Origin of the sequence: Dyadobacter linearis (assembly GCF_907165045.1) — a bacterium.
Taxonomy (GTDB): Bacteria; Bacteroidota; Bacteroidia; order Cytophagales; family Spirosomataceae; genus Dyadobacter; species Dyadobacter linearis.
Genome location: NZ_CAJRAU010000008.1, coordinates 179,396 through 204,998 on the forward strand (window position 1 = coordinate 179,396; position 25,603 = coordinate 204,998).

At 45.4% G+C, this 25,603-nt stretch carries 22 protein-coding genes; 12 read left to right on the forward strand and 10 right to left on the reverse strand.

Features of this window, described 5'->3' with window-relative positions; translation table 11 throughout:
• Positions 1-170 precede the first annotated feature (170 nt).
• From KOD92_RS23335 to KOD92_RS23350, 4 genes are all read left to right on the forward strand, one after another.
• Positions 171-383: a hypothetical protein gene (locus tag KOD92_RS23335; protein ID WP_215236026.1), complete on the forward strand. Its 213-nt coding sequence runs from the start codon at positions 171-173 to the stop codon at positions 381-383.
• 65 nt (positions 384-448) lie between these two features.
• Entirely contained in the window at positions 449-742 is a 294-nt protein-coding gene (locus tag KOD92_RS23340) for a hypothetical protein (protein ID WP_215236027.1), read from the forward strand.
• A gap of 117 nt (positions 743-859) precedes the next feature.
• The gene (locus KOD92_RS23345; RefSeq protein ID WP_215236028.1) at positions 860-1,018 is read left to right on the forward strand and encodes a hypothetical protein; all 159 of its coding nucleotides are present in this window, start codon (positions 860-862) and stop codon (positions 1,016-1,018) included.
• Positions 1,019-1,603: a GNAT family N-acetyltransferase gene (locus KOD92_RS23350; protein WP_215236029.1), complete on the forward strand. Its 585-nt coding sequence runs from the start codon at positions 1,019-1,021 to the stop codon at positions 1,601-1,603.
• An 11-nt stretch (positions 1,604-1,614) separates the two neighbouring features.
• On the opposite strand, the gene KOD92_RS23355 is transcribed toward KOD92_RS23350, so the two are convergent.
• Entirely contained in the window at positions 1,615-2,430 is an 816-nt protein-coding gene (locus tag KOD92_RS23355; RefSeq protein ID WP_215236030.1) for a metallophosphoesterase family protein, read from the reverse strand.
• A 110-nt stretch (positions 2,431-2,540) separates the two neighbouring features.
• On the opposite strand from KOD92_RS23355, the gene KOD92_RS23360 reads away from it, so the two are divergent.
• Positions 2,541-2,999 carry a regulatory protein RecX gene (locus tag KOD92_RS23360; protein ID WP_215236031.1) on the forward strand — a complete coding sequence of 153 codons (459 nt, stop codon included), beginning with the start codon at positions 2,541-2,543 and terminating at the stop codon, positions 2,997-2,999.
• A gap of 70 nt (positions 3,000-3,069) precedes the next feature.
• Here the strand turns inward: KOD92_RS23360 and KOD92_RS23365 are convergent, their stop codons facing one another.
• On the reverse strand, positions 3,070-4,065 hold the full coding sequence (locus KOD92_RS23365; RefSeq protein ID WP_215236032.1) for a ribonucleoside-diphosphate reductase small subunit: 996 nt from the start codon (positions 4,063-4,065) through the stop codon (positions 3,070-3,072).
• 245 nt (positions 4,066-4,310) lie between these two features.
• Between KOD92_RS23365 and KOD92_RS23370 the strand changes: the two genes are divergently transcribed.
• Positions 4,311-5,195 (forward strand): glycosyltransferase family protein, encoded by an 885-nt coding sequence (locus KOD92_RS23370; RefSeq protein ID WP_215236033.1) that lies wholly within the window; start codon positions 4,311-4,313, stop codon positions 5,193-5,195.
• Between the two features lie 108 nt (positions 5,196-5,303).
• On the forward strand, positions 5,304-6,722 hold the full coding sequence (locus KOD92_RS23375) for a hypothetical protein (RefSeq protein ID WP_215236034.1): 1,419 nt from the start codon (positions 5,304-5,306) through the stop codon (positions 6,720-6,722).
• 7 nt (positions 6,723-6,729) lie between these two features.
• Here the strand turns inward: KOD92_RS23375 and corA are convergent, their stop codons facing one another.
• Positions 6,730-7,674: a magnesium/cobalt transporter CorA gene (gene corA, locus KOD92_RS23380; protein ID WP_215236035.1), complete on the reverse strand. Its 945-nt coding sequence runs from the start codon at positions 7,672-7,674 to the stop codon at positions 6,730-6,732.
• Between the two features lie 83 nt (positions 7,675-7,757).
• Between corA and KOD92_RS23385 the strand changes: the two genes are divergently transcribed.
• The 3 genes from KOD92_RS23385 to KOD92_RS23395 all read left to right on the forward strand — a co-directional run bounded on the left by KOD92_RS23385 (position 7,758) and on the right by KOD92_RS23395 (position 10,196).
• Positions 7,758-8,204, forward strand: a complete 447-nt coding sequence (locus KOD92_RS23385; protein WP_215236036.1) for a DUF6934 family protein — start codon at positions 7,758-7,760, stop codon at positions 8,202-8,204.
• Positions 8,205-8,416: 212 nt separating this feature from the next.
• The gene (locus KOD92_RS23390) at positions 8,417-9,601 is read left to right on the forward strand and encodes an MFS transporter (protein ID WP_215236037.1); all 1,185 of its coding nucleotides are present in this window, start codon (positions 8,417-8,419) and stop codon (positions 9,599-9,601) included.
• The gene (locus tag KOD92_RS23395) at positions 9,591-10,196 is read left to right on the forward strand and encodes an IMPACT family protein (RefSeq protein ID WP_215236038.1); all 606 of its coding nucleotides are present in this window, start codon (positions 9,591-9,593) and stop codon (positions 10,194-10,196) included. The genes KOD92_RS23390 and KOD92_RS23395 overlap by 11 nt, the downstream gene beginning before the upstream one ends.
• Here the strand turns inward: KOD92_RS23395 and KOD92_RS23400 are convergent, their stop codons facing one another.
• The 3 genes from KOD92_RS23400 to KOD92_RS23410 form a co-directional block, all read right to left on the reverse strand.
• The gene (locus tag KOD92_RS23400; protein WP_215236039.1) at positions 10,197-10,361 is read right to left on the reverse strand and encodes a hypothetical protein; all 165 of its coding nucleotides are present in this window, start codon (positions 10,359-10,361) and stop codon (positions 10,197-10,199) included.
• Between the two features lie 102 nt (positions 10,362-10,463).
• A complete protein-coding gene (locus KOD92_RS23405) occupies positions 10,464-12,227 on the reverse strand; it encodes a RagB/SusD family nutrient uptake outer membrane protein (RefSeq protein WP_215236040.1) in 1,764 nt (587 codons plus the stop codon).
• Between the two features lie 36 nt (positions 12,228-12,263).
• Positions 12,264-15,524 (reverse strand): SusC/RagA family TonB-linked outer membrane protein, encoded by a 3,261-nt coding sequence (locus KOD92_RS23410; protein ID WP_215236041.1) that lies wholly within the window; start codon positions 15,522-15,524, stop codon positions 12,264-12,266.
• A 325-nt stretch (positions 15,525-15,849) separates the two neighbouring features.
• On the opposite strand from KOD92_RS23410, the gene uvrA reads away from it, so the two are divergent.
• The gene (uvrA, locus tag KOD92_RS23415) at positions 15,850-18,702 is read left to right on the forward strand and encodes an excinuclease ABC subunit UvrA (RefSeq protein WP_215236042.1); all 2,853 of its coding nucleotides are present in this window, start codon (positions 15,850-15,852) and stop codon (positions 18,700-18,702) included.
• Here uvrA and KOD92_RS23420 read toward each other — a convergent pair whose 3' ends face one another.
• Together KOD92_RS23420 and KOD92_RS23425 are read right to left on the reverse strand one after the other, a co-directional pair.
• On the reverse strand, positions 18,703-19,437 hold the full coding sequence (locus KOD92_RS23420) for a LytR/AlgR family response regulator transcription factor (RefSeq protein ID WP_215236043.1): 735 nt from the start codon (positions 19,435-19,437) through the stop codon (positions 18,703-18,705). It abuts the gene before it with no gap.
• Positions 19,434-20,510 (reverse strand): sensor histidine kinase, encoded by a 1,077-nt coding sequence (locus tag KOD92_RS23425; protein WP_215236044.1) that lies wholly within the window; start codon positions 20,508-20,510, stop codon positions 19,434-19,436. The genes KOD92_RS23420 and KOD92_RS23425 overlap by 4 nt, the downstream gene beginning before the upstream one ends.
• A 285-nt stretch (positions 20,511-20,795) precedes the next feature.
• On the opposite strand from KOD92_RS23425, the gene KOD92_RS23430 reads away from it, so the two are divergent.
• Positions 20,796-23,699 carry an outer membrane beta-barrel family protein gene (locus KOD92_RS23430; protein WP_215236045.1) on the forward strand — a complete coding sequence of 968 codons (2,904 nt, stop codon included), beginning with the start codon at positions 20,796-20,798 and terminating at the stop codon, positions 23,697-23,699.
• Positions 23,700-23,753: 54 nt separating this feature from the next.
• On the opposite strand, the gene hemC is transcribed toward KOD92_RS23430, so the two are convergent.
• Both hemC and rimK read right to left on the reverse strand, forming a co-directional pair.
• The gene (gene hemC, locus KOD92_RS23435; protein ID WP_215236046.1) at positions 23,754-24,686 is read right to left on the reverse strand and encodes a hydroxymethylbilane synthase; all 933 of its coding nucleotides are present in this window, start codon (positions 24,684-24,686) and stop codon (positions 23,754-23,756) included.
• Positions 24,687-24,700: 14 nt separating this feature from the next.
• On the reverse strand, positions 24,701-25,603 hold the full coding sequence (gene rimK, locus KOD92_RS23440; protein ID WP_215236047.1) for a 30S ribosomal protein S6--L-glutamate ligase: 903 nt from the start codon (positions 25,601-25,603) through the stop codon (positions 24,701-24,703).

Sequence of the window (25,603 nt, forward strand, 5' to 3'; positions counted from 1 at the left end):
AGGACAAATGTTCCAGAGGAACATCCTGTTTCTAGAAAAATAGAATGCGATTTGGTTGTGGGGCTCCGGTAGGAGCCTCCTTTTTTTGTATGGATTTCATACAGATTTTCTAGATTTGAAAATAATTCAACGAGAATTTATCGGATTTTCCTACAAATTAGTAAATTGCAATGAAGAAATTCTCATCTGTTACCGAAGCTTTCAAATGGTGGTTGACAGAAATATATCCAAAGCTATCGCCTGAGGTGAAAAAGGGAAAGTTGACGACAGCTTGGAGGGATTTTACTTACAATCAGGGCATTTCGGAAAAAAGAATGAAAAGCATTCTCGAAGAATTTGGTAGGATTGAGGTGAAGACTGAAGTTTTATTTTTTCCAGACTAAATTTTTTGTTTCAAATTTATCGGAATTTCCTACAAATACATTTTTCACTTTTAATTGCTATCAAAATGATTATCAGCTCCAAACTAAGTGACGGATCTATCTCTTTGTCAGATGCGCAAGCTCAAATGCTTTATCAGCAACATGAATTGGTAAAGGAGTTTTTTAAAAGAGATGGTAGCGCGGAAATTGTAGATTCCCTTAACACGTTGGTAGAAACTTTTTTGTTTACGGAAGAAATAGAAAATGTCACTCCTGAAATGCGGGTACATATTGCGAATCAGCTTCGGGTTGTAACGTTAATTACGAAACTGGGTGAGACTGCGGTGAAATGGAAGGGAACACAATTGCTCAAAACTTAAATTTCTCCGATGGATTGTTCATATACGCCAGTGATCCTTTGAGTCCTACTAGTGGCTCATTGGGTTTTGCCTCAGGAATTGGTTTCCCTATATTTACCATTATTAAATGAAAGCCATATGAAATTTATAGCCAACACTGTTTCTAAACCTGTTTTAGGAAGAGAAGCAACAAAATTAATAAAGGCCATTAAAAAGGATCAGCATGTTGCAAATGAACAAGCAATGGAAACAATAAAGCGAATCATAGATAGAAGAGCCAACCAGAAAAATAAGTAAATGCCATTGATAAAGAAGTTTGATGGAGTCAATTTTTCCAACCATATAGTTTCTGAACTAACCCCTGACTTAGCACAACTAGGTCAGGGGTTTCGTTGTAAACGGCCGGAATTTCAAACCTTTTGGAAAAAAGGACGAGTGATGCGAGAAGTAAATGCTCATACCAGTCGCTGCTGGATAGTGCAGTGTGATAACAGTCTTGCTGCATATATCACACTTTTGGCTGATAAATTGATAGCAACTGAAAAGCTTCTCGAAGACGAGAAGATCAAGTACGTAACTTTTCCTGCTGTCAAAATCGGTTTGCTCGCAGCTGATGAGAGAGCTTCAAAAGTTGGAAAAAGAATGGTGGAATGGGCTCTTGAATACGCTGCTTTTCAAGTAGCGCCGTTAGTCGGTGTACGGTTTATGACTGTTGATGCATTTTATGATAAAGACAACGGTTATGATATTTCTGGCTTTTACCAAAAAATAGGATTCATGTTTGTCAATCCGGATGAACAATTACCTCCGCAGCATTCTTACAGAACCATGTATTTTGATTTAAAACCGCTGATTGATTCAAATCTGGCGAGATTTAATTAATAGTAGCCCTATCACTCCTTCCCCGAAAACGCATTTAAAACAGGCGCAGCCGTCGGATTATACTGGTACGATTGCCAAGTGTGGTCTTCGTAGATTTCTACAACCCGGTAACCTTTGTAGGATGTGCCCCAGTTGCCGCCGAAGTGGGCGTCGAAGAAGTAGGGTTTTTTGCCGTATTGCTTGGTGCTGTCCTGGTCGTGGTCGTGGCCGTTGAAAATGGCTTTTACGTTTGGGGTATTTTCAAAGAGTTCGATCACTTCTTTGCATTCAATTCCGTTCACGGTCCATTTGGCCGGCGTGATGTGCAGGAATACGAAAATGCCTTTCTTTTCTTTGTATTTGGCGAGTTCTGTTCGCAGCCAGGTTGCGTCAGGACAAACGTATTCGCCTTTTTCGTTGGAAGTATCGCCCACCACAAATGCGTATTCGCCTTTCGCAAAACTGTGGTTGGTCGGGTAGCCCCAGGTGCTTTCCCAGACGTCTAATCCTACTTTATCGTGATTTCCGCGACTTACGTAAAATGGTACGCTGAGGCCGGAGATTGTTTTTTTGAAATCGTATAAAAGTGTCGGCTCATCGTGGATCAGGTCACCGTTGATGAAGAGGAAATCTACCCCTTTCTGCATTTTTTCACGGTTAACCCAACTGATCAGGTCACTGTGAAATTTCTGAAATTCGGTATTCGGTTGACCGTAATGCCCGTCGGAGGCGACGATGAAGCGCATTGCAATTCTCGCTTTCGGGCCTGCATTAACACTATCGGAAAGAAATGGAAGCGTGGAAATGGCAGGGACAAGTTTCAAAAATGACCGTCTTTCGAAATTCATTGGTAACCGGGTTTAGTGAGTAGGTAGGGGTGGTATTTGTTTCAAAAATAGTTATTGATCGCCGATATTTTCTTTATTCTTGCATTGCATTAACAGTAATTAATATAAAAATGGATCGCCTCATTCTTCAAAAAGCCGCTTCGTATTGCGCCTACCAGGAACGCACGCAGGACGAAGTAAAGCAGCGGCTCCGGAAATGGAATGTATGGGGCGAAGAAGCCGACGAGATCATTGCGGAGCTGATTTCAATGAATTACCTCAGCGAAGAGCGTTTTGCAAAAACTTTCGCGGGTGGAAAATTCAGGGTGAAAAACTGGGGGCGCATCAAGATCAAGCAGGAATTGCAGCGTCGTGGAATCAGCAAATACAGTTTGGATCAAGGTATGGCGGAGATTCAGGACGAAAGTTACATTGCCACTTTGAAACAACTTCTTGAAAAGAAAAGGGCTTTACTGGAAAGAACAGAAACGAACCCGCTGGTTGTAAAACAAAAATTGGCCAGATATGCTCTGGCCAAAGGGTATGAAAGTGAACTTGTGTGGAAAGAAATTGAGACCTTGTCATGCTGAGCGCAGTCGAAGCAAATATGCGAGACGCATCGCACACGTACCTTCGACTGCGCTCAGGGTGACAAAAATGTCAGAAATCAGAATCAAACGAAATTTTGTGACCTGAATCTTTGTCTTTTACGCCACTCATTACACCAGCTTTCTGGTATTCTCCAACACGTTTTTCGAAGAAATTGGTTTTGCCTGGAAGTGATATCAACTCCATGAAATCGAATGGGTTAGCTGAGCCGAATTGTTTTGAACAACCCAATCTTTCAAGCCAGAAATCGGCGATGTACTCGATGTATTGTTTCATCAATTCTGCATTCATTCCGATCAGGGAAACAGGTAATGCTTCTGTGATGAATTCTTTTTCAATCTCCACCGCATCGAGCATAATTTCTACCACGCGTTCTTCCGGTAGCTGGTTAACAATATGCTGGGTGTAAAGCAGGCAAGCGAATTCGCAGTGCAAACCTTCATCGCGGGAGATCAGCTCGTTTGAGAATGACAATCCTGGCATTAAGCCACGTTTTTTCAACCAGAAAATCGAGCAGAATGAACCGGAGAAGAAGATTCCTTCTACCGCTGCGAATGCGATGATCCTTTCCGCGAATACCGGACTGTTAATCCATTTCAAAGCCCAGTCCGCTTTTTTACCAACACACGGAACGGTATCAATCGCCCGCAATAAATGGTCTTTTTCGTGAGGATCTTTGATATAAGTATCGATCAGCAGCGAGTAAGTTTCAGAATGGATATTCTCCATTGCGATCTGGAAACCGTAAAAACATTTCGCTTCTGCATATTGTACTTCGCTCAGAAAGTTGACTGCCAGGTTTTCATTGACAATACCATCAGATGCAGCGAAAAATGCAAGTACGTGTGATATAAAATGCCGCTCTCCATCAGACAGGTTATCCCAATCCTTCATATCCTGCGAAAGATCAATCTCCTCGGCAGTCCAGAAAGAAGCCTCATGTCTTTTGTACATTTCCCAGATATCGGAATGTTTGATAGGAAACAAAACAAACCGCAATGGATCTTCTATCAACAGGGGCTCGGGGCGCGCAAGTTCTTGTGACATAATTAGTTTGAGTAAATACGGGGATTAATTTTGAACAGCCCGTTGTGTTTCGCTGGCCAGAGATACCAACAGCCGGGAATAACAAATCTACACGCTTTGGCCCGAAAACTCAAGGATAAAAGGATCAAACCGGAAGAGTTATTTAGAGAAATTCTTGTTAGTAATGCCTTAACTTTGTTGCTCCCAGATTCTTAATCGACGGTCAGAAAACTGCGGCCCGTCAATCCATTTTAACCATTATACTGTTGAAGATTTCCGGATTTACCATCATCAGAAATGCGGTTATTAACGATTACCCCATTGTCGAAGCTATTACTTCCATTCTCCCGGTAGTGGACGAAATGCTTGTCAGTGTGGGACTTAGTGAAGACAGTACGCTGGCTCTGATCAAGTCCATTCCATCTGATAAAATCCGGATCGTTGAATCGGAATGGGATATGTCGCTGCGTGAAGGCGGAAAAGTACTGGCGGTGGAAACGGATAAGGCTTTGAAACAAATTTCGCCTGATAGCGACTGGGCATTTTACATTCAGGGCGACGAAGTAGTGCACGAAAAGTATCATACCGCCATTCTTGAATCCTGCAAAAAATATGTCGATAATCCCGAAGTCGAAGGGTTAGTTTTTGACTATGTTCATTTCTACGGGACTTACGATTACGTGGGCGATAGCCGCAAATGGTACCGGCGCGAGATCCGCATTATCCGTAATGAGAAGCAACCACAAGAGACTCCGATAGCAGCATTTCGCGACGCACAAGGTTTTCGTCGCGGGCGGGAAAAGTTGAACGTAAAGCATTCGGGAGCCGCCGTATATCATTATGGGTGGGTAAAAAGTCCGGTTCAGATGAAGACTAAAATGAAGAATGTAAGCCGGTTTTGGGACGAAGGTGATAAGCATAACAAACTCCTGAAATCAGAGGATTTCTTCGATTATACTGAATTTGATTCGATCAAAAAGTTCGACGGTTCGCACCCGGTGGTTATGCAAGACAGGATCGCGCGGCAGAACTGGAAAATCGAGCTGGACCCTTCAAAAAAGAAATTTCGCCTGAAAGACGCGCTGTTATATTGGTACGAAAAAAAGACCGGCCGCCGGCTTTTCGAATTTAGGAATTACAGGTTCATCTGAAACCGAATCGTCTCACCGCAAAGCATATTTCCGAAAACTTTCGGCTCCTCGCTAATTGCTCCAATAAATCTGTATGTTTATCAGGAAATTAGTAGCACCCTGAAATAAATGCTGGAAGTTCCCAAAAAGCAGCTGACTGTTGTTCTGGTCATTTTCGTTGTTCTGGCCCTAACTACCTATGTTTACAGATACCCCACCGGCGACGATGCGTGGCTCGGCGAACAGGCTTTCTGGCTTGAAAAGGGAGGTATTATCCGGTCTGAATTTTTCCGTGGACTGGTTGGTTGCGAGAAACAAATCTTTGTCTGTCATAAGCTTTTTCTCATATTCGGAGCTTTGATGATCCGGTTATTCGGCTACGAATTGCCCGTTCTACAATTCGTAGGGCTGATTTTCTTTATAGTTCTCATTTGTGAGCTGGTTTACTACATTGGAAAACGGGAAGGCAGCTTTGCTTCGCCTTATATACCCGCACTGTTGATCCTGATTTTTTCCAACCGGCTGCTGATCAAAATGAGTTTCGAAAACCGGCCCGAAATGATGGTAGCTGCATTGGGGTTTGCATCTTTTTTATGCCTGACTCGTAGCAGAATTACCATCTCACAAGCCTTAGGTGCAGGGTTTCTTGCAGGCCTCGCTTTTCTGGGGCACATGAACGGAATTATCTATTTGATAGCGGGTTTCGTCACATTGATTTATCTCAAACAATATAAACCCGCTGCTTGGTTTGCTGCCGCAGGCGGACTCACCTCGCTCACTTATTTTCTTGATGTCTGGTCGATACAAAACGGTTTTAGTCTCTGGCTGGCGCAGTTTTCGGGCGATCCCCAGACCGTCGCCGCATTGAAAGGCACCGCGAAACTCACTCAGATATTGACATATCCATTGCTGTTTTTTAAATCGCCTGAGCAGATCGCATTATCGCTGCTTTTGGTATTTTTAATTTGGAGTCAGCGCGCGTTACTGAAAAACCTTCCTGCGAAACCAAAAGTATATGCATTGGTGATGTTTTTGTCTTTCTGGACTATTACAAAGGCGAATGTTGGGCTGTACATGCTGATATTCATTCCTTTCATGCTCGTTTTAGTGTACGAACTTTACAAGTTGCGGCCATTTCGCAACCTGCCTTTTCGCCTCGTGATCGCGACTTACTTTATCATCGGCGCATTTGGAATGTGCCAGATCATTTATGCGAATTTGACTATGGAATATCTGCCGGTATCCTATGAAAAGTTGCGTAACCGCATTGACGATAACGATACCGGATTTGTACCGCTTACCTTCTTTTTTGATGAATACGAAGCATATCCGAGGCTATTGACGCACGAAAATTATGAATTGCAGTCGGGGAAAAGGAATATGACCACGAAGCACATGGCCAATTGGGCGCGCAAAAATAATGTGGGTTTTATATTGATGGACTATGCTTTCAGGCCCGAATCCTACTATCCCAAAGCAGGTACCAAGTCTATTCCCTTCTATAAATTGACCTATTTCAACGGCAGGTTCGCAATATACGAGCGCTGAATAAGAATCAGATCCAGCGTTTTCTCCTGAAAAACCAGAGTACGATCAGCGAAGATAAGACCATGAGAAACAGCGATAGTCCAAATCCCCACGTGTGGCTTGTAGTTGGAATATGGTCGTAATTCATCCCGAAAATACCTGCGATGAGCGTTGGCGGCATGAAAATGATCGTCACGACGGTGAAGATCTTGATAACCTGACTTTGTTCGAGGTTGATCAAACCCATAAAAGTATTCTGTAAATATTCCAGCCGCTCAAAATTGAACGTGGTATATTCCAGCAGCGAGCTGATATCCTTCAATATGATCCGCAAATGCTCCTTGCGATCTTCGGGGAAATACTGGCTCCTCAAAATTCCGGACAAAACGCGTTGTTTGTCAATACTCGTTTCGCGCAGCATCATCGTAATTTCCTGCAAGCCACTTATCCGGATCAGCACTTCCTGCCGGGCTTTTTGCTCGTGGGTAAGGTCTTTGCTGATCGCTGAAATATCTCTTGAAATGCCTTCAAGTGAATCTGCATCGGCTTCAATGCGCGTTTCGAGCAGCAGCAGCATAAAATCCACTCCACCCTGAATACCCTCGGGACTCACTTTCATTTTCTTCACCACATCCGCAAAGGTTTTGGAATCGCCCCGGCGGTAAGTAAAAAGCACATTATGGTTTAATAGAAAGGAAACCGGGTAAGTTTCGTACCCGTCGCGGTCTATCCTCAGGAAGTTGGAGTTTGCGTTAATGGTCTCATTTTGTTCAAAAAAACGCGAGCTGCTTTCAATTTCCACGATTTCCTGCGGGGTTTGAAAACTAATATTACATTTATTCTCAACCCATTCCTCTTCCTCCGGCGAAGGAGATTGCAAGTCCACCCAAACGAGGTTTTTCACCTTGCCCAGCTCCCGGACATCATTTTCACGTTTGATCAAACGTCCTTCCTTATAAAATATGCGTACCATGTTTTAAAGTTGGCAAATTATCTTTAAATGGGGTTGAGATGTTCTCAAAAAAGATATCTTTGACTTTACAAAAACACACACGAATGAACCATAAATTCTACGCGTTACAGTCGTCGGAAGACTATCTCACTTTTAATTTCCAGAGCATTTCGTCTGATAGAGTAGTAGCGAAAAGGATTCAATTTGTGCCGATTCAAAATGATCTTTACAATCTTGCATTTGGAGACCTTGACGAAAAAGGCGAAATCGATGATTTAATTGTTACAAATAATAACGATACACATCAGGTACTTGCGACAGTTATTCAGGCAATATTCCTTTTTTTAAATAATTATCAACAGTGCTCAGTGTATTTTGAAGGAAGTACCTCTTCCAGAACAAGGCTGTATCAAATTATCCTTGCGAAGGAAATGCAAAATTGGAACGATACCTTTACCGTATTTGGAATAAGTGAAGGCCTTATTTCAGGTTTTGAAACAGAACGGGATTTTGATTCGTTTATAGTAAGACTTAAAGATCTGCATTTATGAAAAATGAACAGAAGAGAATGCTTAAAGTGGGTCAGGTAACAATAGATCCTAATTTAAAGAGTCACAGGGGGGATCCCTTTGTTGTCAGAAAGGTAGAGGCAGCAAAAAAATCGCTCGAAAACGTGGACCTGAGTATTTTGAACTTACCCGGCAAAGCCTGATATCTTAGCAAGCGTTTCATTTTGTTTGCTTGATTCCTGTAATTTTGCAAAATGCAAAGTACAGCTCCACGCAGCATATTCACCACGCAGTTCTGGTTACTCGGTCTCAGTTCATTCCTATTTTCTTCCAGCTTCAATATGCTGATACCCGAGCTCCCCGGGTATCTTTCCAATATGGGCGGCGCGGATTACAAAGGCGCTATTATTGGGCTATTTACACTCACAGCAGGTTTATCAAGACCATTTAGCGGCAGATTGACAGACAGGGTAGGTAGAGTTCCGGTCATGGCTTTTGGCTCTTTGGTCTGTTTTGTCTGCGGGTTAATGTACCCGATTTTCACCACAGTAATGCCTTTTCTGCTGCTCCGTCTTGTCCACGGATTTTCAACAGGCTTCAAGCCAACAGGTACCTCAGCCTACGTGGCGGATATTGTCCCCGCTGAAAGACGCGGCGAGGCGATGGGCATTCACGGCATGTGTATGGGCGTCGGGTCTGCATTTGGGCCGGCGGTGGGAAGTATGATCAGTCAGACATTTTCTCTGAACGGATTATTCTATACATCTTCCATTTTTGCATTGCTTTCGATCGCTATTCTGATGAATATGAAAGAAACCTTGAAAGAGAAGAAACCTTTGTCCGTGGATGCATTCAAAATTGGCTGGCGGGATATTTTCGAACCCGACGTATTCAGTCCGGCTTTGATTACCTTCTTATGTTACTTTTCATTCGGTGCCGTCGCGACCATTACTCCCGATTTCAGCGACTATTTGGGCTTGCAGAATAAGGGGTATTACTTCATGATCTTCACCGTTTCGTCTATATTGGTGCGGCTGGTGGCGGGGAAAGTTTCCGACCAGCACGGACGTATTCCCGTGACCCTGGCTGGGTGTATCATCCTGATCATATCGATGGTCATCACGGGCTATGCCGATACGATCACCTTGTTTTTGGCGGGAGGCGCTGTTTTTGGGATTTCAATGGGAATTTTATCGCCGGTTCTGTCAGCATGGACGGTCGATCTGAGTAAGGATTCAAATCGCGGGAGAGCTTTGGCTACCATGTACATTTGCCTCGAAGCAGGTATCGGTATTGGCGCATTTCTTTCAGCTGCACTATTTGCCAACAAGATCCAGAACCTTCCGCTCGTTTTTTTCAGTATGGGGGGATTTGCGATCCTGGCGTTGATTTACATTTTAGTTATTTATAAAAATAAAAGAGGCGCCCGTGCTATTTGACGATACTTTTCAAACAATAGCTGCTCCGGCAGAAGGTTTCTTCAAAGACAAGGGAAGCAAATTTCTGTCCTACCTATTTCCGATTTCGGTTGAAACAGACGCAAAAGAACATCTCGCTGCATTGAAAGAGCTACACCCGAAAGCAGTTCATCATTGTTATGCATATCGGCTTGGAACTGATAAAATGAGCTACCGGATGAGCGACGACGGTGAGCCATCGGGTACTGCCGGCAGACCGATCCTTAATACCCTGTATTCCAGGGATATTAACAATGTAATTGTGGTTGTTGTCAGATATTTTGGCGGGACATTACTCGGCGTTCCGGGATTGATCAATGCTTACAAAGCGGCCACGGAAGATGCGCTGGCATCTGCGGAGATCGTAACCCGGCATTTCATCAATAGATATAAAATAGCATTTCAATACCCGCAAATGAACGAAGTAATGCGGATCGTCAAGGAAATGGAGTTGAACGTATTGGAACAGCAGTTTGAAATGGAATGCAGCATGACCGTAGAGGTCCGCGTTTCGGCAACGGAAGTATTTGTCACCCGCTCTCAAAAAATTGACGGGCTAAAATTGACGCTGCAATAGCTATTCGTTGTCTTTCAGCATTTTAACAAAATCATCCTCATAAGCTTTCAACGCTTTCAGTAGTTCTTGCAACTCCTTTTCCTCAGGCGTCCCCTTTTTTGCGCCAAAAATTTCATCAGCTCTTTCCGACGCTCTTTCGTATTCCGTTTCGTTTTTGATAACCATTTTTCTAAGATCTTAGGTTAAAGATATCGATAATGGCATAAAACGCAAAAGACCCGCCGGAGCAGGTCTTTGCATTTTAGTCAGGTTAAAAAGTATCGGTAATTAATATCCGGGATTCTGGGTCAGGATCATTTTTCCATCCAGCTGGCTGTTCAGGATTTCGTCCTGGGGAAGCGGGTAGTAAAGGTTTTTGGCTGTAAAGCTTTTTCCGGCCATATATCCTCGTTTACTGAAAGTGCGTCCCGACGGCTCTTTGCCCGCAGCAGCTTCTTCCGTCGCATATTTGTTCAGCACTTTTTCGGCAATACCCCAGCGTACCAGGTCGAAGAAACGGTGGCCTTCCATTGCAAATTCAAGTCTCTGCTCCATGCGGACCGCGTTTCTTGCATATTCTGCGCCTTTGCCAGCGAATGTACCGGCTGGATAAGGCTCCACTTTGTAAGTAACGCTCGCATCCTGAACCGAGCCAGTTTTAGCTCGCAGGCGAATCTGATTTACATAACCTTCCGCCGCACCGAGGTTGCCAAGTTCCACTTCGCATTCGGCAAGCCAAAGCAAAACGTGCGACAGTTTGATCAGACGAAAGTTGTTATTCACATTCCTTTTGCTGGTAGAGTGGGTAGTACTGTTCTCCTCTGCGAGGTAATACATCCATTTTTTACCTAAAAAAGGACCGGCATAAGTCTGGTCACGAACCCAGGAAGAACCTGGCATCGGTCCCCAATCCAGGAAATTGACGCCGCGGCGGCCCACGGTCCAATCCAGGCGGGGATCAACAGGGATTGTTTTGTCCAAAGTAAATGCAGTTGAAGCGGTAATGCCCTGGTCATTTGGCAGGTCCACTTTGTTGTAAGTGTCGAGTGAACCGTCTCCCGCTGCACCGATCATCGGCAAGCCGTTTTCTGTTTTGAAAGCATTCACAAGGTTGTGAGAAGGCTGGTAAAAACCGCAGCAGCCGCGGCCCGGCGCATTCGCTGAATACGGCCAGTTCAGGTTGTCGCCGGCATTACCGTTGTTTCCATTGGTACCGTCATTCACCGAAAACTGTACTTCAAAAATCGATTCACTGTTGTTGTTTCCGGTTGTTCTGTAATTATCGTGGTAGTTGGCGACCAGTTTTTTACCTGAGTTTTGAACCACATCCATCAGCAAAGTTTTAGCTTCTGCCCATTTTTTCTGGAACACCAACACTTTTGCAAGGTGCGATTTGGCAGCCCATTGCGTAGCTCTCCCTTTTTGTGCTTGTACCACAGGTAGATTTTCGGCAGCAAACTTGAAATCTTCTTCAATTTTTGGCCAGATATCCTCAGTATTAGGGATTTTGGTGGAGTTAGGATCCGCCGCCACATAGATTTTATCATCAATGTAAGGAACCATATTCCACATTTTTTTGGCTTCAAAATGGTAGAATCCTCTCAAAAAGCGAGCTTCTGCAACTACCTGTGCAATTTCCGTTTCTGTCATATCCTTCACCAAATCGCTGGTTGCTACCTGAATTACCTCGTTACAGCGCGCAACGCCGTCATATTGGTGCCACCATTTTCCAAGGAAATAGGTGTTGTCCGCAAGCCAGTTGTATTGTTCGATAAAAGATTGCTCAGGCTGGTCACCTGCGTCGGTACCTTTCACTGCATCGTCGCTGGCTATTCCACCAAATACATAGTTGGATATCGTCGACTGCCGGCCTGTATTACCCGAGCCTACACCATCCAGCAAAGAGTAAGCGCCGATCAGCAATGCGTTCACCCCGTTTTTATTACTCAACTGCTCCCTGGACGCGCGTCCCTGGGGTTTCAGATCGAAAAAGCTGTCTGAGCAGGAGAAACTCAGGCCGATCAAAAAGACTAGTAATGTTATTTTTTTCATCTTTCAAATATGAAATTAAGTGAATGTCAAAGAAGATTAGAAACCGAAACGTAAGCCTACCAGGTAAGATTTTGAAACCGGATAAGCGCCTTCATCTACGCCCATGTGCGTATCCTGATTGTCATTTCCTGATCTTCTCAAATTAATATCCGGATCAAGACCCGTGTATTTGGTGAAAGTCACAAGGTTTTGTCCCTGTACGTATACTTGCGCAGAAGCAATTTTCACCTTTTTCAATAATACCGAAGGAAGCGTGTAAGTCAGCTGGATATTCTTGATACGGAAGTAAGATCCGTCTTCCAGGAAGTAGGAGGAAACCTGCTGGCTGGTTGCATCGCTTGAATTCAGCCTTGGCAATTTCGCATCGTCACCCGGTTTTTTCCATGAATTGTAAAGCATATCCTTCGATCTGTTACCCTGGAATACGTTGAAATCTGTCCAGTATCTCACATAATTGAAGATCTCGTTGCCCTGAACTCCCTGTCCGAATAAAGTAAGGTCAAACGCTTTGTAACCTACATTCACATTCACACCATAGTTAAAATCAGGGTGAGGGCTTCCGATCATCGTTCTGTCGGCGGCGGTAATGATCCCGTCGCCATTTACGTCACGGAATTTGAAAGTACCTTCACGGGTATACGAGCCGAATTTCGGTGCCGCGTCTGCCTCAGCCTGATCTTTGATCACCCCATCAACAAAGTAACCGTAGTAGCTCGCAATAGGAGAGCCGGCCTTGGTTGCAGACATCGCAGGAAGGCGGGTAGCGAACCCGAAAATAGTAGCGCTTGGGTTATTGTTGAGTTTCAGTACCTCGTTTTTATAGTGGCCAAAATTCACGCCGACCATATAGTAGAAGTCACCTCTTTTATCCCGGAAATTTACTCCAATATCAAAACCTCGGTTACGCACTTCACCAATGTTGGTATAAGGAATAGTACCTGTACCGGCTGTTCTTGGAATGGCGATCTGCGTCAACATATCGCTTGTGATACGATTGTACAAATCAAGTACGACTTCCATTTTGTTGTTTAACAAAACCGCATCCAAACCAAGGTTGGTAGAAGTATTGGTTTCCCATTTACCATTTGCATTACCAAACTGAACCAGGTCAAATCCGCCAACGATCGATGTTCCGGTTCCGTTGATATCGTATGCATTGTTCTGAGGATCAGGAGCATAAAGCGTGTACGCATTATACACGTTCGGGATCAGCTGGTTACCGGTTTTACCCCAGCCAAAACGTACTTTCAAATCGTCCAGAACCTTCTTGGTTGGTTTCATGAAGTTCAGTTCTGTCAGACGCAACCCAACCGAGAATGCAGGGAAGATACCGTAACGAAAGGCTTCGGAGAAACGCGAAGAGCCGTCGCGGCGTAATGTAAAGTCTGCCAGGAAAAGGTCTTTATAACCGTAGTTGACCTTACCAAATTGCGAAAACAATGCACTCAGCGTCGCACCTGCACCGGCATTGGCCAAACCTGCTGCCGAACCTGCATCCAGGTAACGGTAGTCAAGATCGTCGAATGCAAAACCGCTTCTGCTGGCCTGGAAGCCTGCCGAATAAGTTTTAACAGCCTCCGTTCCTGCCAATACATTCAGATTGTGAGAACCGAAAATCTTGGCATAATTCAGTGTATTGAACCAGGTATACGAGCGATCAAGGTTATTGATCACGTTCATACTGTTGGCATTACGCGACTCAGCAGCCTCAATATCGCGGTGGAAATATTCAGAACGGTTGGATTGATTGTATTCCAGACCGAAGCTGGAACGTGCCACAAGTCCCGGAAGGATATCCACCTGCGCATACATATTTCCGAATACGTGCGTGCCTTTCGTGATATTGTCTTTCTCACGGTAAAGCCGCGCAAGCGGGTTGGGCGCATTGCCCAGGTTACTACCGCGGCTTCCTGCAAAACCATTATACGCCGAGGTATTGTTGCCGCCAAGTGCCACAGGGCCGTCTGTTACGTCAAAAACCGGGATGATCGGGTGAACGCGGATCGCGAACATGATCGGGTTACCTTCGTCATTGTTGGTAATACCTTGTCTTTCATCATAAGAGAAAGTCAGGTTTTCTCCCACGGTCACTCTTCCTTTTGTGAACTCGGTGTTGGCGCGGATCGAGTACCTTTTATAGTTGGTATATCTCAGAATACCATTTTGCTTGAAATAGTTAGCCGAGATCGCATATTTAGCTGATTTCGAGCCACCTGAAGCGCCAATCTGATAGTTGGTGATAGGCGCCGGATCAAAGATCACATCCTGCCAGTCTGTTCCTTCTTTATTTGCCTTGGTAAAGTTGAATGCTGTTTTGCCAAGATTCGGGTCTGCGATATCGTTGGTATACGTGTAGTTTTCAGGCAGTGTTCCAAACACGTTCGGGTAAATGTAATCGGCAACGGTTTGCTCACCATTTGGGCCAAATTTATATTGTACCGAAGGGGAAGTAGCACTTGGGTTTTTGCCTGCACCCAAATCAGCCTGGTAAAGATATTCTCCCAACTCCCTGGTATTGAGCAGATCCAGCATTTTTCCGGGGCGCTGCGTACCTGTGTAAAAATCGAATGTAATGTTCGGCTCGCCTGGTTTTCCTTTTTTGGTAGTAATAATCACAACACCATTTGCCGCACGTGCCCCATAGATAGAAGCAGCAGATGCATCTTTCAATACCTGCATCGACTCGATATCGTTCGGGTTGATCTGGTTCAGCGTTCCCTGCGTCGGTACGCCGTCAATTACATACAGCGGACTGTTGTTGTTGATCGAACCGAAACCGCGGATACGTACCATTGTTCCGCCACCCGGAGAGTTGTCATTTCCAACTGTTACCCCCGCAGCGCGCCCTTGCAGCATTTGCGTTACGCTGGCACTTGGTACTGACGTCAATTCTTTTGGACTAATAACAGTTACCGCGCCGGTAATATCCTGCTTACGCTGGGATGCATAACCGGTTACGACTACCTCGGTAAGACTTTTTATATCGTCACCCAAACTCACATCTATCACGGATTTCGAACCGACTGTGAATTCCTGTTTAATGTAGCCGATCGACGAAAAGACCAGCACTGCATTGGGTGATTTTACTTCGATTGAATACCTGCCTTCGGAATCAGTAACGGTTCCTACATTGGAACCTTGTAACTGCACATTCACGCCCGGAATCCCGGCACCATCGGCAGAAGAGGAGACTTTCCCTGTAACTTGTTTGTCTTGCGCATAGACCACGCTGCTACCCAGCAGAGCCCACAGCAAAAGCGTTACGGAAGTCACAATGACTCGTAAATTTTTTCTCATAAAACGGGGATGTTAAAATGTTAATTATGTATTACTAATGGTCAATATAATATCAAAAATACGAATCGTCGGGATATTGCAAGAGAATATTTTGTATCTATTGGTGAATTAATTGTAATATACGAATGGTTACAAATGTGTTATTCAGGTTAATATCCAAATTGGCAACGTTTGCGTAATAATAGAAAATCACGAAATGTTTATATAATTAAAAACAAGTTTGCGAAAGGCATTCTTGTTAAATTTTTGCAACTCAAGGCGTATTTTTGTGGTTAGTTTGTAGAAGCCGACCGCACAACATTATTCATCACCAGCAACTAAAATATTGGAACATCTGAATGCGACAGAACTTGCAGGGCAGGATCTCATTGAAGTAGAGGGCGCCCGCGAGCATAATCTTAAAAATATTGACGTCAAAATCCCACGGAACAAACTTGTGGTGGTGACCGGAATAAGTGGCAGTGGCAAGTCCTCCCTGGCTTTTGACACGATTTACGCAGAGGGCCAGCGTCGCTATATGGAGAGTTTTTCTTCTTACGCGCGCGGTTTTATAGGTGAAATGGAGCGGCCCGATGTGGATAAGATCAGCGGACTTTCGCCTGTTATCAGCATTGAACAAAAAACCACATCAAGGAACCCGCGCTCTACCGTGGGTACTGTGACGGAAATCTATGATTTTTTGCGTTTGCTTTATGCGCGCGCCGGTGACGCATATTCGTATGTGACGGGCCGCAGAATGGTAAAGCAATCTCAGGATCAGATCGTTAACCAGCTCTTAACTCAGTTTGTTAACAAAAAAACGGTACTGCTCGCGCCCGTCGTAAAAGGTCGTAAAGGGCATTACCGTGAGCTGTTCGTCCAAATTACCCGTCTGGGCTATACGAAGGTGCGCGTGGACGGCGAAGTAATGGATATTACACCCAAAATGCAACTCGACCGTTACAAGGTGCACGATATTGAAATCGTGATCGACCGGATCATTCCTAAAAGTGAAGCGGAAGATAGTCAGTCGAGATACCGGCTAAGCCAGTCAGTAGCGACGGCGATCAAGCAGGGGAAAGGCGCGTTGATGGTTTTGGATGAAAAAGGGCAAACCTATTATTTTTCTCAAAATTTGATGGACCCGGAATCCGGGATAAGTTATGACGATCCGGCGCCCAATGCATTCTCATTCAACTCCCCGTACGGCTGGTGCCCCACCTGCCAGGGGCTGGGACTGATCGAGGAGATCACGGAAGAATCCATTATGCCGGATAAAACTTTGAGCATTGCCAAAGGCGGGATCGCGCCGATGGGCGAATACCGGGAGGCGTGGATTTTCAAACAGCTTGAAGTACTACTCAAACCATATAAGATCACATTACAAACCCCGCTCAACAAATTTTCCGAAGAGGCGGTCAGGCTGGTACTTTACGGAAGTGAAGATGCTGTGCCGGTACCGTCTAAAAAGTATCCGGGTACAGAATGGGAAACGAAGTTTGACGGGATTATCAACTTCCTGAAAAGGCAGCAGGAAAGTGGAAATGATAAAATTCAGGATTGGCTCAAAGACTTTATGTCGATCCGCACTTGTCCGGAATGCGATGGAAAAAGGCTGAAAAAAGAGTCGCTGCATTTCAGGATTGACGGAAAAGACATTTCAGAGCTATCAAACAGCGACGTGCGCGAGCTGGCCGACTGGCTGGTAAACCTCGAAGATCGTCTGGAAGAAAGACAGAAAGTGATCGGCCACGAGGTTTTGAAAGAGATCAGAAAACGCGTCGGTTTTTTGCTAGATGTAGGTTTGGATTACCTGACTTTGAACCGCGCATTGCGGACATTGTCGGGCGGAGAGGCGCAGCGGATCAGGTTGGCCACGCAAATCGGTACGCAGCTGACGGGCGTTCTTTATATTATGGACGAACCGAGTATTGGCTTGCACCAGCGGGATAATGTGCGACTGATCAATTCCTTGAAAAGTCTGCGCGATCTGGGGAATACGGTTCTGGTAGTGGAACACGATAAGGATATGATGCTTGCGTCAGACTACATTCTCGATATTGGTCCGGGAGCTGGTCGCCATGGAGGAAATGTAGTGGGTGCCGGCACGCCGGAGGTATTTCTGAAAAATGGCTCGCTTACAGCCGAATACCTGAGCGGGCGTGAGGCTATTGATGTTCCCAAAAAGCGCAGAAAAGGATCCGGGCAATCGATTTCTTTGAAAGGCTGCACTGGGCACAACCTGAAAAATGTGAATATGTCGTTCCCGCTTGGGACGATGATATGTGTGACCGGCGTGAGTGGGAGTGGAAAATCCTCACTCGTCCACGAAACGCTCTTCCCGCTGTTGAATGCGCATTTTTATAAGTCCAGAAGAGAGCCGCTGCCTTACAAATCGGTGGAAGGTCTGGAACATATTGATAAAGTAATTGAAGTAGATCAGTCGCCGATCGGTCGGACTCCGCGCTCAAATCCGGCTACTTACACGAATCTTTTCACAGATATCCGCTCACTTTTCGCTGAGCTTCCGGAGTCTAAGATCCGCGGTTATAAGCCGGGCCGGTTTTCATTTAATGTAAAAGGCGGCCGCTGTGAGGATTGTGAGGGTGCGGGAATGAAGAAAATTGAAATGGACTTCTTGCCCGACGTACATATCAATTGCGAGACCTGCAAAGGAAAACGCTTTAACCGCGAAACGCTGGAAGTACGGTTTAAAGGCAAGTCGATTGCAGATATCCTCGATATGACGGTTGAAACTGCATTGGATTTTTTCGAACATTTGCCAAGATTGCTTCGTAAAGTGCAGACACTGAATGATGTAGGTTTGGGATATATTACCCTTGGCCAGCACGCGACTACATTGTCAGGCGGAGAAGCACAGCGCGTGAAACTGTCGGAGGAATTGTCGAAACGCGATACCGGCAAAACGCTTTATATCCTCGACGAACCTACAACCGGGCTGCATTTTCAGGATATCCGGCATTTGCTGAATGTTTTGAACAAGCTTGTCGAAAAGGGAAATACCGTATTGATTATTGAACATAACCTCGACGTGATCAAAGTCGCCGACCATGTGATAGATGTGGGGCCGGAAGGTGGTGCGAAGGGTGGACGTATTATTGCCGAAGGTACTCCCGAAAAAGTCGCCAAAGTGAAAGGCAGCTTTACAGGTCATTTTTTGAAGGAAGAGCTGAAATAGCTACATCCATTTACTCAAAAACTGGTTGAAGTTCTCTTTGTACTGGTCGCTTACCGGGATCGTGATCGTGCCGATCTGGATCGTATTCTTAGTTACCGCGCTGATCTTATCGAGGTTAACTATAAAAGAACGGTGCACGCGCATGAACTTGGAGGAAGGTAATTTTTCCTCCAAAGCTTTCAGACTGGTAAGCGACAGTATTGGTTTCGGGTCTGATTTCAGGTGGACTTTAACATAATCTTTGAGTCCCTCCGTGTACAGAATATCATCGTAGGCAATCCGGACAAGCTGATATTCAACTTTCAGAAACAGGTATTCATCCTTTGTTTCCACGGAGCCAGCCGACGATGCTTTTTGCAAAAGCTCGGCATAAGCCTGCGCTTTCGATGCAGCACGGAGGAACTCTTCATAATTAAAGGGTTTTAGGAGATAGTCAAGTGCGTCGACCCGAAAGCCATCGAGGGCATATTGGTTGAATGCGGTTGTAAATATGATCCTGGGAGCTCTGCCTCCCGCTTTTTCAATCACACGGGCCAGCTCAATTCCGGTCAGATCGGGCATTTGAATATCAAGGAAAATGACATCGATCTGCTGGGTATGAATCACTTGTAATGCTTCTACCGCGCTTGAATACCTTCCGGTAAGCGATAGAAAAGGTGTTTTTTCAATAAAAGCACAAACTAATCCAAGTGCGAGCGGCTCGTCGTCCACGGCTATGCATTGCAATACATTCATGCCGTTTCCAATTCAAGATGTACTTCAAATTCTTTCTCAACTTTATTCTCGTTCACTTCCAGCTGGTATTTTCCGGGGTATAGCAAATCGAGGCGTCGCTGGGTATTCGCCAGTCCGATCCCGTTACTTTCATCCAGAATCGCCCTTTTGTCTGGGAATAATGTATTTTTCACTTCTACAAAAATCTTATTTCCGCTTTGACTGATCTTGATATCAATACGGCTTGGCTGCACTGCGCTTACCCCGTGTTTGAATGCATTTTCAATAAAAGGCAAAAATAGCATTGGCGCAATAGAAACGTCGTGCATAGGAACAGGCGGGTCCAAATGTACCGTCACCTTGTCGGTGAGCCGGAGCTGCATTAATTGTATATAATCCTGCGCAAAAGCGATTTCCTGACTAAGCAAAACGGTTCCGTGCTGGGTTTCATAAAGCACATAGCGCATCATTCTGGACAACTTATGCAGCGCCTCGCGGGCCGCTTCGACGTCGATTACCGTCAATGCATAAATATTATTTAGGGTATTAAAGAAAAAATGCGGGTTGATCTGCGCTTTCAGGAACGAGAGTTCGGAATTGATCTTTTCTTTTTCCAGATTCTGGCGGTACTGTTTATCCATCTGTGCATTGCGCACAGCTGCAATACTGGTACTGAGCCCGATCACCATCAATGCCGTGATCATAGCAAAATTATCCAGTTTTTCAGCCCGTTTCTTTTCTCCATTCGCTTCTCTCGCCAAACGGAACGCACTTTCCATCTGGCTGCCAAAATCAATATTGTTCTTAACCTGTTCCATCGCAAAAGCGATCGCCAGTACCAGTGCTACATTCAGGAGAATGAACTGAACATATTTATTCCTGGCTAAAAATCGCGGAAACAGTACATAGTAGTTTGTGTAAAAAATAACTACCAGTAATGTAAAAAGAACAGCCTGTTTGATCCAGAATGCGATCGGGAATTGTATTTGCCAGTTGAGTGGCTGCCACATCAGGAACATAGCCAGGAAACCCCATCCTAAAAGGTGCAGGAGCAGTGGCGGGTATTTTCTTGCGGCACGCGTATCTATTTTCATCGGTGAGTTGGTATGTCAATGATCCTGACATACAACCACAATCTTACAGGGAAATTTTCAAATACACTATTTCAATCGATCAAAGGAGTGTGAATACCGACTGATCGAGGTGTGGAATCTATTAATCATAAGAATCGGATTTTCATCGGTGAGTACGTGCAACTTGATCGTTTGAAACGCGCCTTTGATCGGTACATTACCTGTTTCTATCTATTCCTTTTTTTTGCGCAGGTATTAGGTACTTATTTTGAGACTCGGATAATGCATTTAATACAAACCCCAACCATGAAACTTAGTATACGATTTACTATTCTGGCGCTTTTGACCGGAATCACATTTGGAGCCCACGCGCAGTTTGGCGGAGGAGGCCGGCCGGGTGGAGGCGGCGGAGGAGATTTCCGCGGAGGCGGCGACAGGCAGCGGCAGACGGTTATACCAGGAACCGCGGAGGATACACGAAGCGGAAGCGGAAAAATAAGAGGGATTCTTGTGGATTCTGTAAGCAAGAAGCCGGTCGAATTTGCGGCATTATCACTTGTTGATATTAAAACGAATAACCCGATCGATGGCACTACTACCGACGAAAAGGGGGAATTCACTATGTCAAAAGTGGCATCGGGCGATTTTAAGATCCTTATTTCATTTATTGGCTACAAAACAAAAACGATCAACGATATCAAGATTGATCGCAAATCAGACCTTAATCTGGGTTCAATAAGCATGGCGCCGGATGTGGTGCAGCTGAACGAAGTGGAAGTTGTGGGAATGGCGCAGCTGGTCGAAGAAAAGGTCGACAGGCTGGTTTACAATGCTGAGAAAGATATTACCAGCAAAGGCGGCGATGCTTCCGATATTATGCGGAAAGTCCCGATGCTGACGGTCGACCTGGACGGAAACATTTCATTAAGAGGTAGTTCCAATGTTCGGGTATTGATCAATAACAAACCTTCTACAATCATCGCGACCAGCGTGGCAGATGCATTGCGCCAGATTCCGGCGGATATGATCAAATCGGTGGAGGTAATTACTTCTCCCTCTGCAAAATATGATGCGGAGGGTTCTGCGGGTATTATCAATATCGTAACCAAGAAAAGCACGATCCAGGGCGGAACATTGAATCTGGATACAGGTATTGGAAACAGGGGTTCAAATCTGGGGCTGAGAGGAAATTACCGCGCTGGTAAAATGGGTTTCAGTCTGGGAGGTTTCGGCAGGTTCAACTACAATATGCCCGGTAAATCGGAAAATTTGCAGGTAGGTAAAACAGAGAATTTCTCTATTCGCCAGACCAGCGAATCAGACAACAAAATGTCTTTCGGTTCTTACAATTTCGGTTGGGATTATGAGATCGATTCTAAAACCTCACTTTCGGCAAGTGTCCGCTACGGAATGCGGAATATGCGGAATTCACAACAATTATCTACGTTTGACACGCCCAGCGCTGGTCCTGTCCGGAACGGTTTCCGGGATGTTAACTCGAAGGATTTGTCCGGTACCTGGGATGTCAATGTAGATTATATCAAAACACTTTCCAAGCCGCAGCAGGAACTGAGCATTTCAACCCAGTTTAGCCGGAACAACCGCACGAATGATTATGAGGCCGACGTATATTCATGGAGTGGCACTAGTACCCGCGAGTTTCTTGGACAGGAATTGAACGATAACAACAGCCATAACCAGGAAAGTACGGTGCAGGTCGATTACCAGACTCCTATTAAGGATAATCAAATGTTTGAGTTTGGTGGAAAGGGCATTTTCCGGCAGGTAGTAAGTAATATCGAATACGGCGGGCTGATCGCGACGCGGCCGGTAAGTGCATTGAACTACGATCAGAATGTAGGCGCGGGATATTTATCTTATACCTATACTACCAAAAGCAGATTTACGATCAAAGCGGGAACGCGCTACGAATATACCAGCATCGACGCGACGCAGGGAGAGCGGGGAGAACTGGACCTGCCGTCGTACAGTAACCTGGTACCAAGCCTTAACTTGTCCCAAACTTTTGGCAAGGGACAAACTATTAAATTGGGCTATAACCGCCGTTTACAGCGCCCGGGTATTCAATTCCTTAACCCTAATGTAAACTCAGCCAACCCGAAGAATATCAGTTTTGGTAACCCGAACCTCGATCCTGAGCTGACGGATCAGGTGGAAGTAGGAACGAGTTTCTTCAAAAACTCACTTTATGTTAACGTTTCGGGTTTTGCGCGTTTTACAAATAACTCCATCGAGAGCATTCGTACTACGGACACTTCCGGCGTGATCTCTACCACTTTTGGTAATATCGGGGAGAAGAAAAACTACGGTGTGAATGTCTTCGGAAATATCACTTTGTTCAAGAAATGGCAGATCGGTGGTGGATTTGACGCTTATTATGCGAATTTGACAAACAATAGCCCGGACCCTTCCCTTCAATCCAATAACAGCGGGGTGGTTATCAGCGGTCGTTTCCGTACCAGTTTGAATATCAAAAATGGCTGGGGATTGCAAGCTGGCGGTTTTGCCCGTGGTCGCGAAGTGCAGTTGCAGGGTACGCAGGCTGGTTTCCGGATGTATGATCTGGGAATTAAAAAGGATTTCAAGAACAAACGCGGAAGTATCGGTTTCGGAATGGAAAACTTCCTGGCGCCTTCTTTCAAAATGCGCACCAGTCTTGAATCCAATACATTTACACAGACCAATACCAACTATCTGTTTAACAGAGGTTTTAGGTTGAATTTCTCTTATCGTTTGGGTAAAATGACATTTGTGGAGCAAAAATCACGTAGAAGAAAATCGATTAACAACGATGATCAGAAAAGCGATGGCGGCGGAATGGATGGCGGCGGCGGCGGACAAGCTGCACCCGCAGTTTCAACTCCTGCGATGACACCTGCAAGACCAAACGGAGCTGGAAGACCACAAGGCGTGGCTCCGGCGGGAGATAGTACCGCAAGACCTATGCGTCAGGGAATGCCAGTGCAGCCAGGTTTGAGTCCGGATTCAACGATGAGAAGAGATTCGACAATGCGTCCTGATTCGACAGCCCGACCAGCTGTACCTGCTGTAACTCCGGATTCGACAACCAGACCGGTGGTTCCGGCAGATTCGACTATTAAACCTGACAGTACAGTAATTCCTGCGAAAACAGATTCAATTCCGGCAAAACCTGCGGTTCCCGCGGACTCACTTCCGAAGAAAGAGTAATACATAACCCGTTAACCAAAGTAAAGCCCGGACTCAGTGCCGGGCTTTTACTTTTTAGGCCAGTGTATTTTGGGATCGGATCGATTGCAATATCCTGTCTGCGCCGGCTTCGAGGAGCTCGTCGGCGAGGGCTAGTCCAAGTTCTTCCGGGAAAGCCTGTGCGCCGGTTTGCGTTTTGCGGATCAGTTCAGAACCGTCGAGGCTGACGATGCCGCCCGTGATATGGATCTGATCCTCATTTAATGTCGCCATACCGAATACCGGAATACTGCACCCGCCTTGTAATCTTTTCAGGAATGCACGCTCGGTAAGGAGGCAAGTTTCTGTTTCTTTGTGATTGAGTAACTCTTTCAAAAGACTTTTCTTTCTTTCATCGAGCGTCACCGCGCATTCAATCGCAACACTTCCCTGGCCGACTGCCGGCGTGAACTCATCCAATAGTAAATGCTCCGCGATCTTGTTGTCATATTCCATTCTGTGCACTCCGGCGTAAGCCAGTAAAAGCGCGTCGCACTGTCCTTCTTCCAGTTTTCGCAGTCGGGTTTGCAGATTTCCCCGCATATCCACAGTTTTGATCTGCGGGTAAAAATGCTTCAAAATAGCGATCCGCCGGGTCGAAGAAGTGCCGACTACAAACGTTTCGCCACTTTTTAGCGACAATGCAGTATTGTGGCTTACGAGCACATCGTTTGCTTTTTCTCGCTCGGTGAATGCGATGATTTCAAATGCATCGTCCAGTTGTGATTGCAGGTCTTTTGCACTGTGGACGGCAATATCAATTTCGCCACTTTGCAACTGATCTTCCAGTTCCTGGGTAAAAACGCCCTTGCTTCCGATTTTCGACAAAGACCTGTCAAGGATTTTGTCTCCTTTTGTTTCAATAACGACAATCTCCGAATCTATCCCGCCCGTCAGTAAAAGGTCCCTGACATAATATGCCTGCCAAAGAGCGAGCCTACTACCGCGTGTTCCAATTTTAATATGCATGATTTGTATTCTTTTTAAACTCCAACAGTATCGCCTTCGTCGGTAACAATTTTGTCTTCAATATAGCTAACAATCAATGCGGCTACATCGATCCCGCTTACTTCTTCAATTCCACGCAGGCCGGGGGAGGAATTGACTTCCATGACCAGCGGCCCGCGGTCAGATTGCAGCATATCGACGCCGGCGATCTTTACGCCCAATGCTTTTGCCGCAGCTACGGCAGTTTCTTCTTCCTCCGGGGTAAGTTCTACCAGGCTGCCCTGGCCGCCACGGTGCAGGTTGCTTCTGAAATCTCCATCGGCTCCCTGGCGGCGCATTGCCGCTATTACTTTATTTCCGATCACAAATGCACGAATATCCGCGCCTTTTGACTCGGCAATGTATTCCTGGATCAAGAAATTGGCTCTCAATCCGTAAAAAGCTTCAATCGTAGATTTTGCTGCCTTGATGGTTTCGGCTAAAACTACGCCCACTCCCTGCGTTCCTTCGAGCAATTTAATCACGACCGGCGGCCCGCCGACGAGGTGGATCAATTCATTTACCTGCGAAGGATTTTTGGCGAAAACGGTCTTAGGAATATCAATTCCTGCTTTTGCTAAAACCTGCATACTGCGCAACTTATCGCGCGATCGCAATATCGCCTGTGATTTGACGGTAGTAAAAACCTTCATTAGTTCCAGCTGGCGCACTACCGCACAACCGAACGCACTTACAGAAGTACCAATTCTGGGAATAGCCGCGTCGATCTCAGGAATCGGTTTTCCCTTATATATTATAGTTGGCTTGCCTCCCTCGATCATGACAAAGCACTTAACATGGTCAATAACAGTGGCCTCGTGGCCTTTTTGCTTGATTGCCTCCACCAAACGGCGCGTCGAATAAAGGTCTGCATTGGTGGACAAAACGGCGATTTTCAT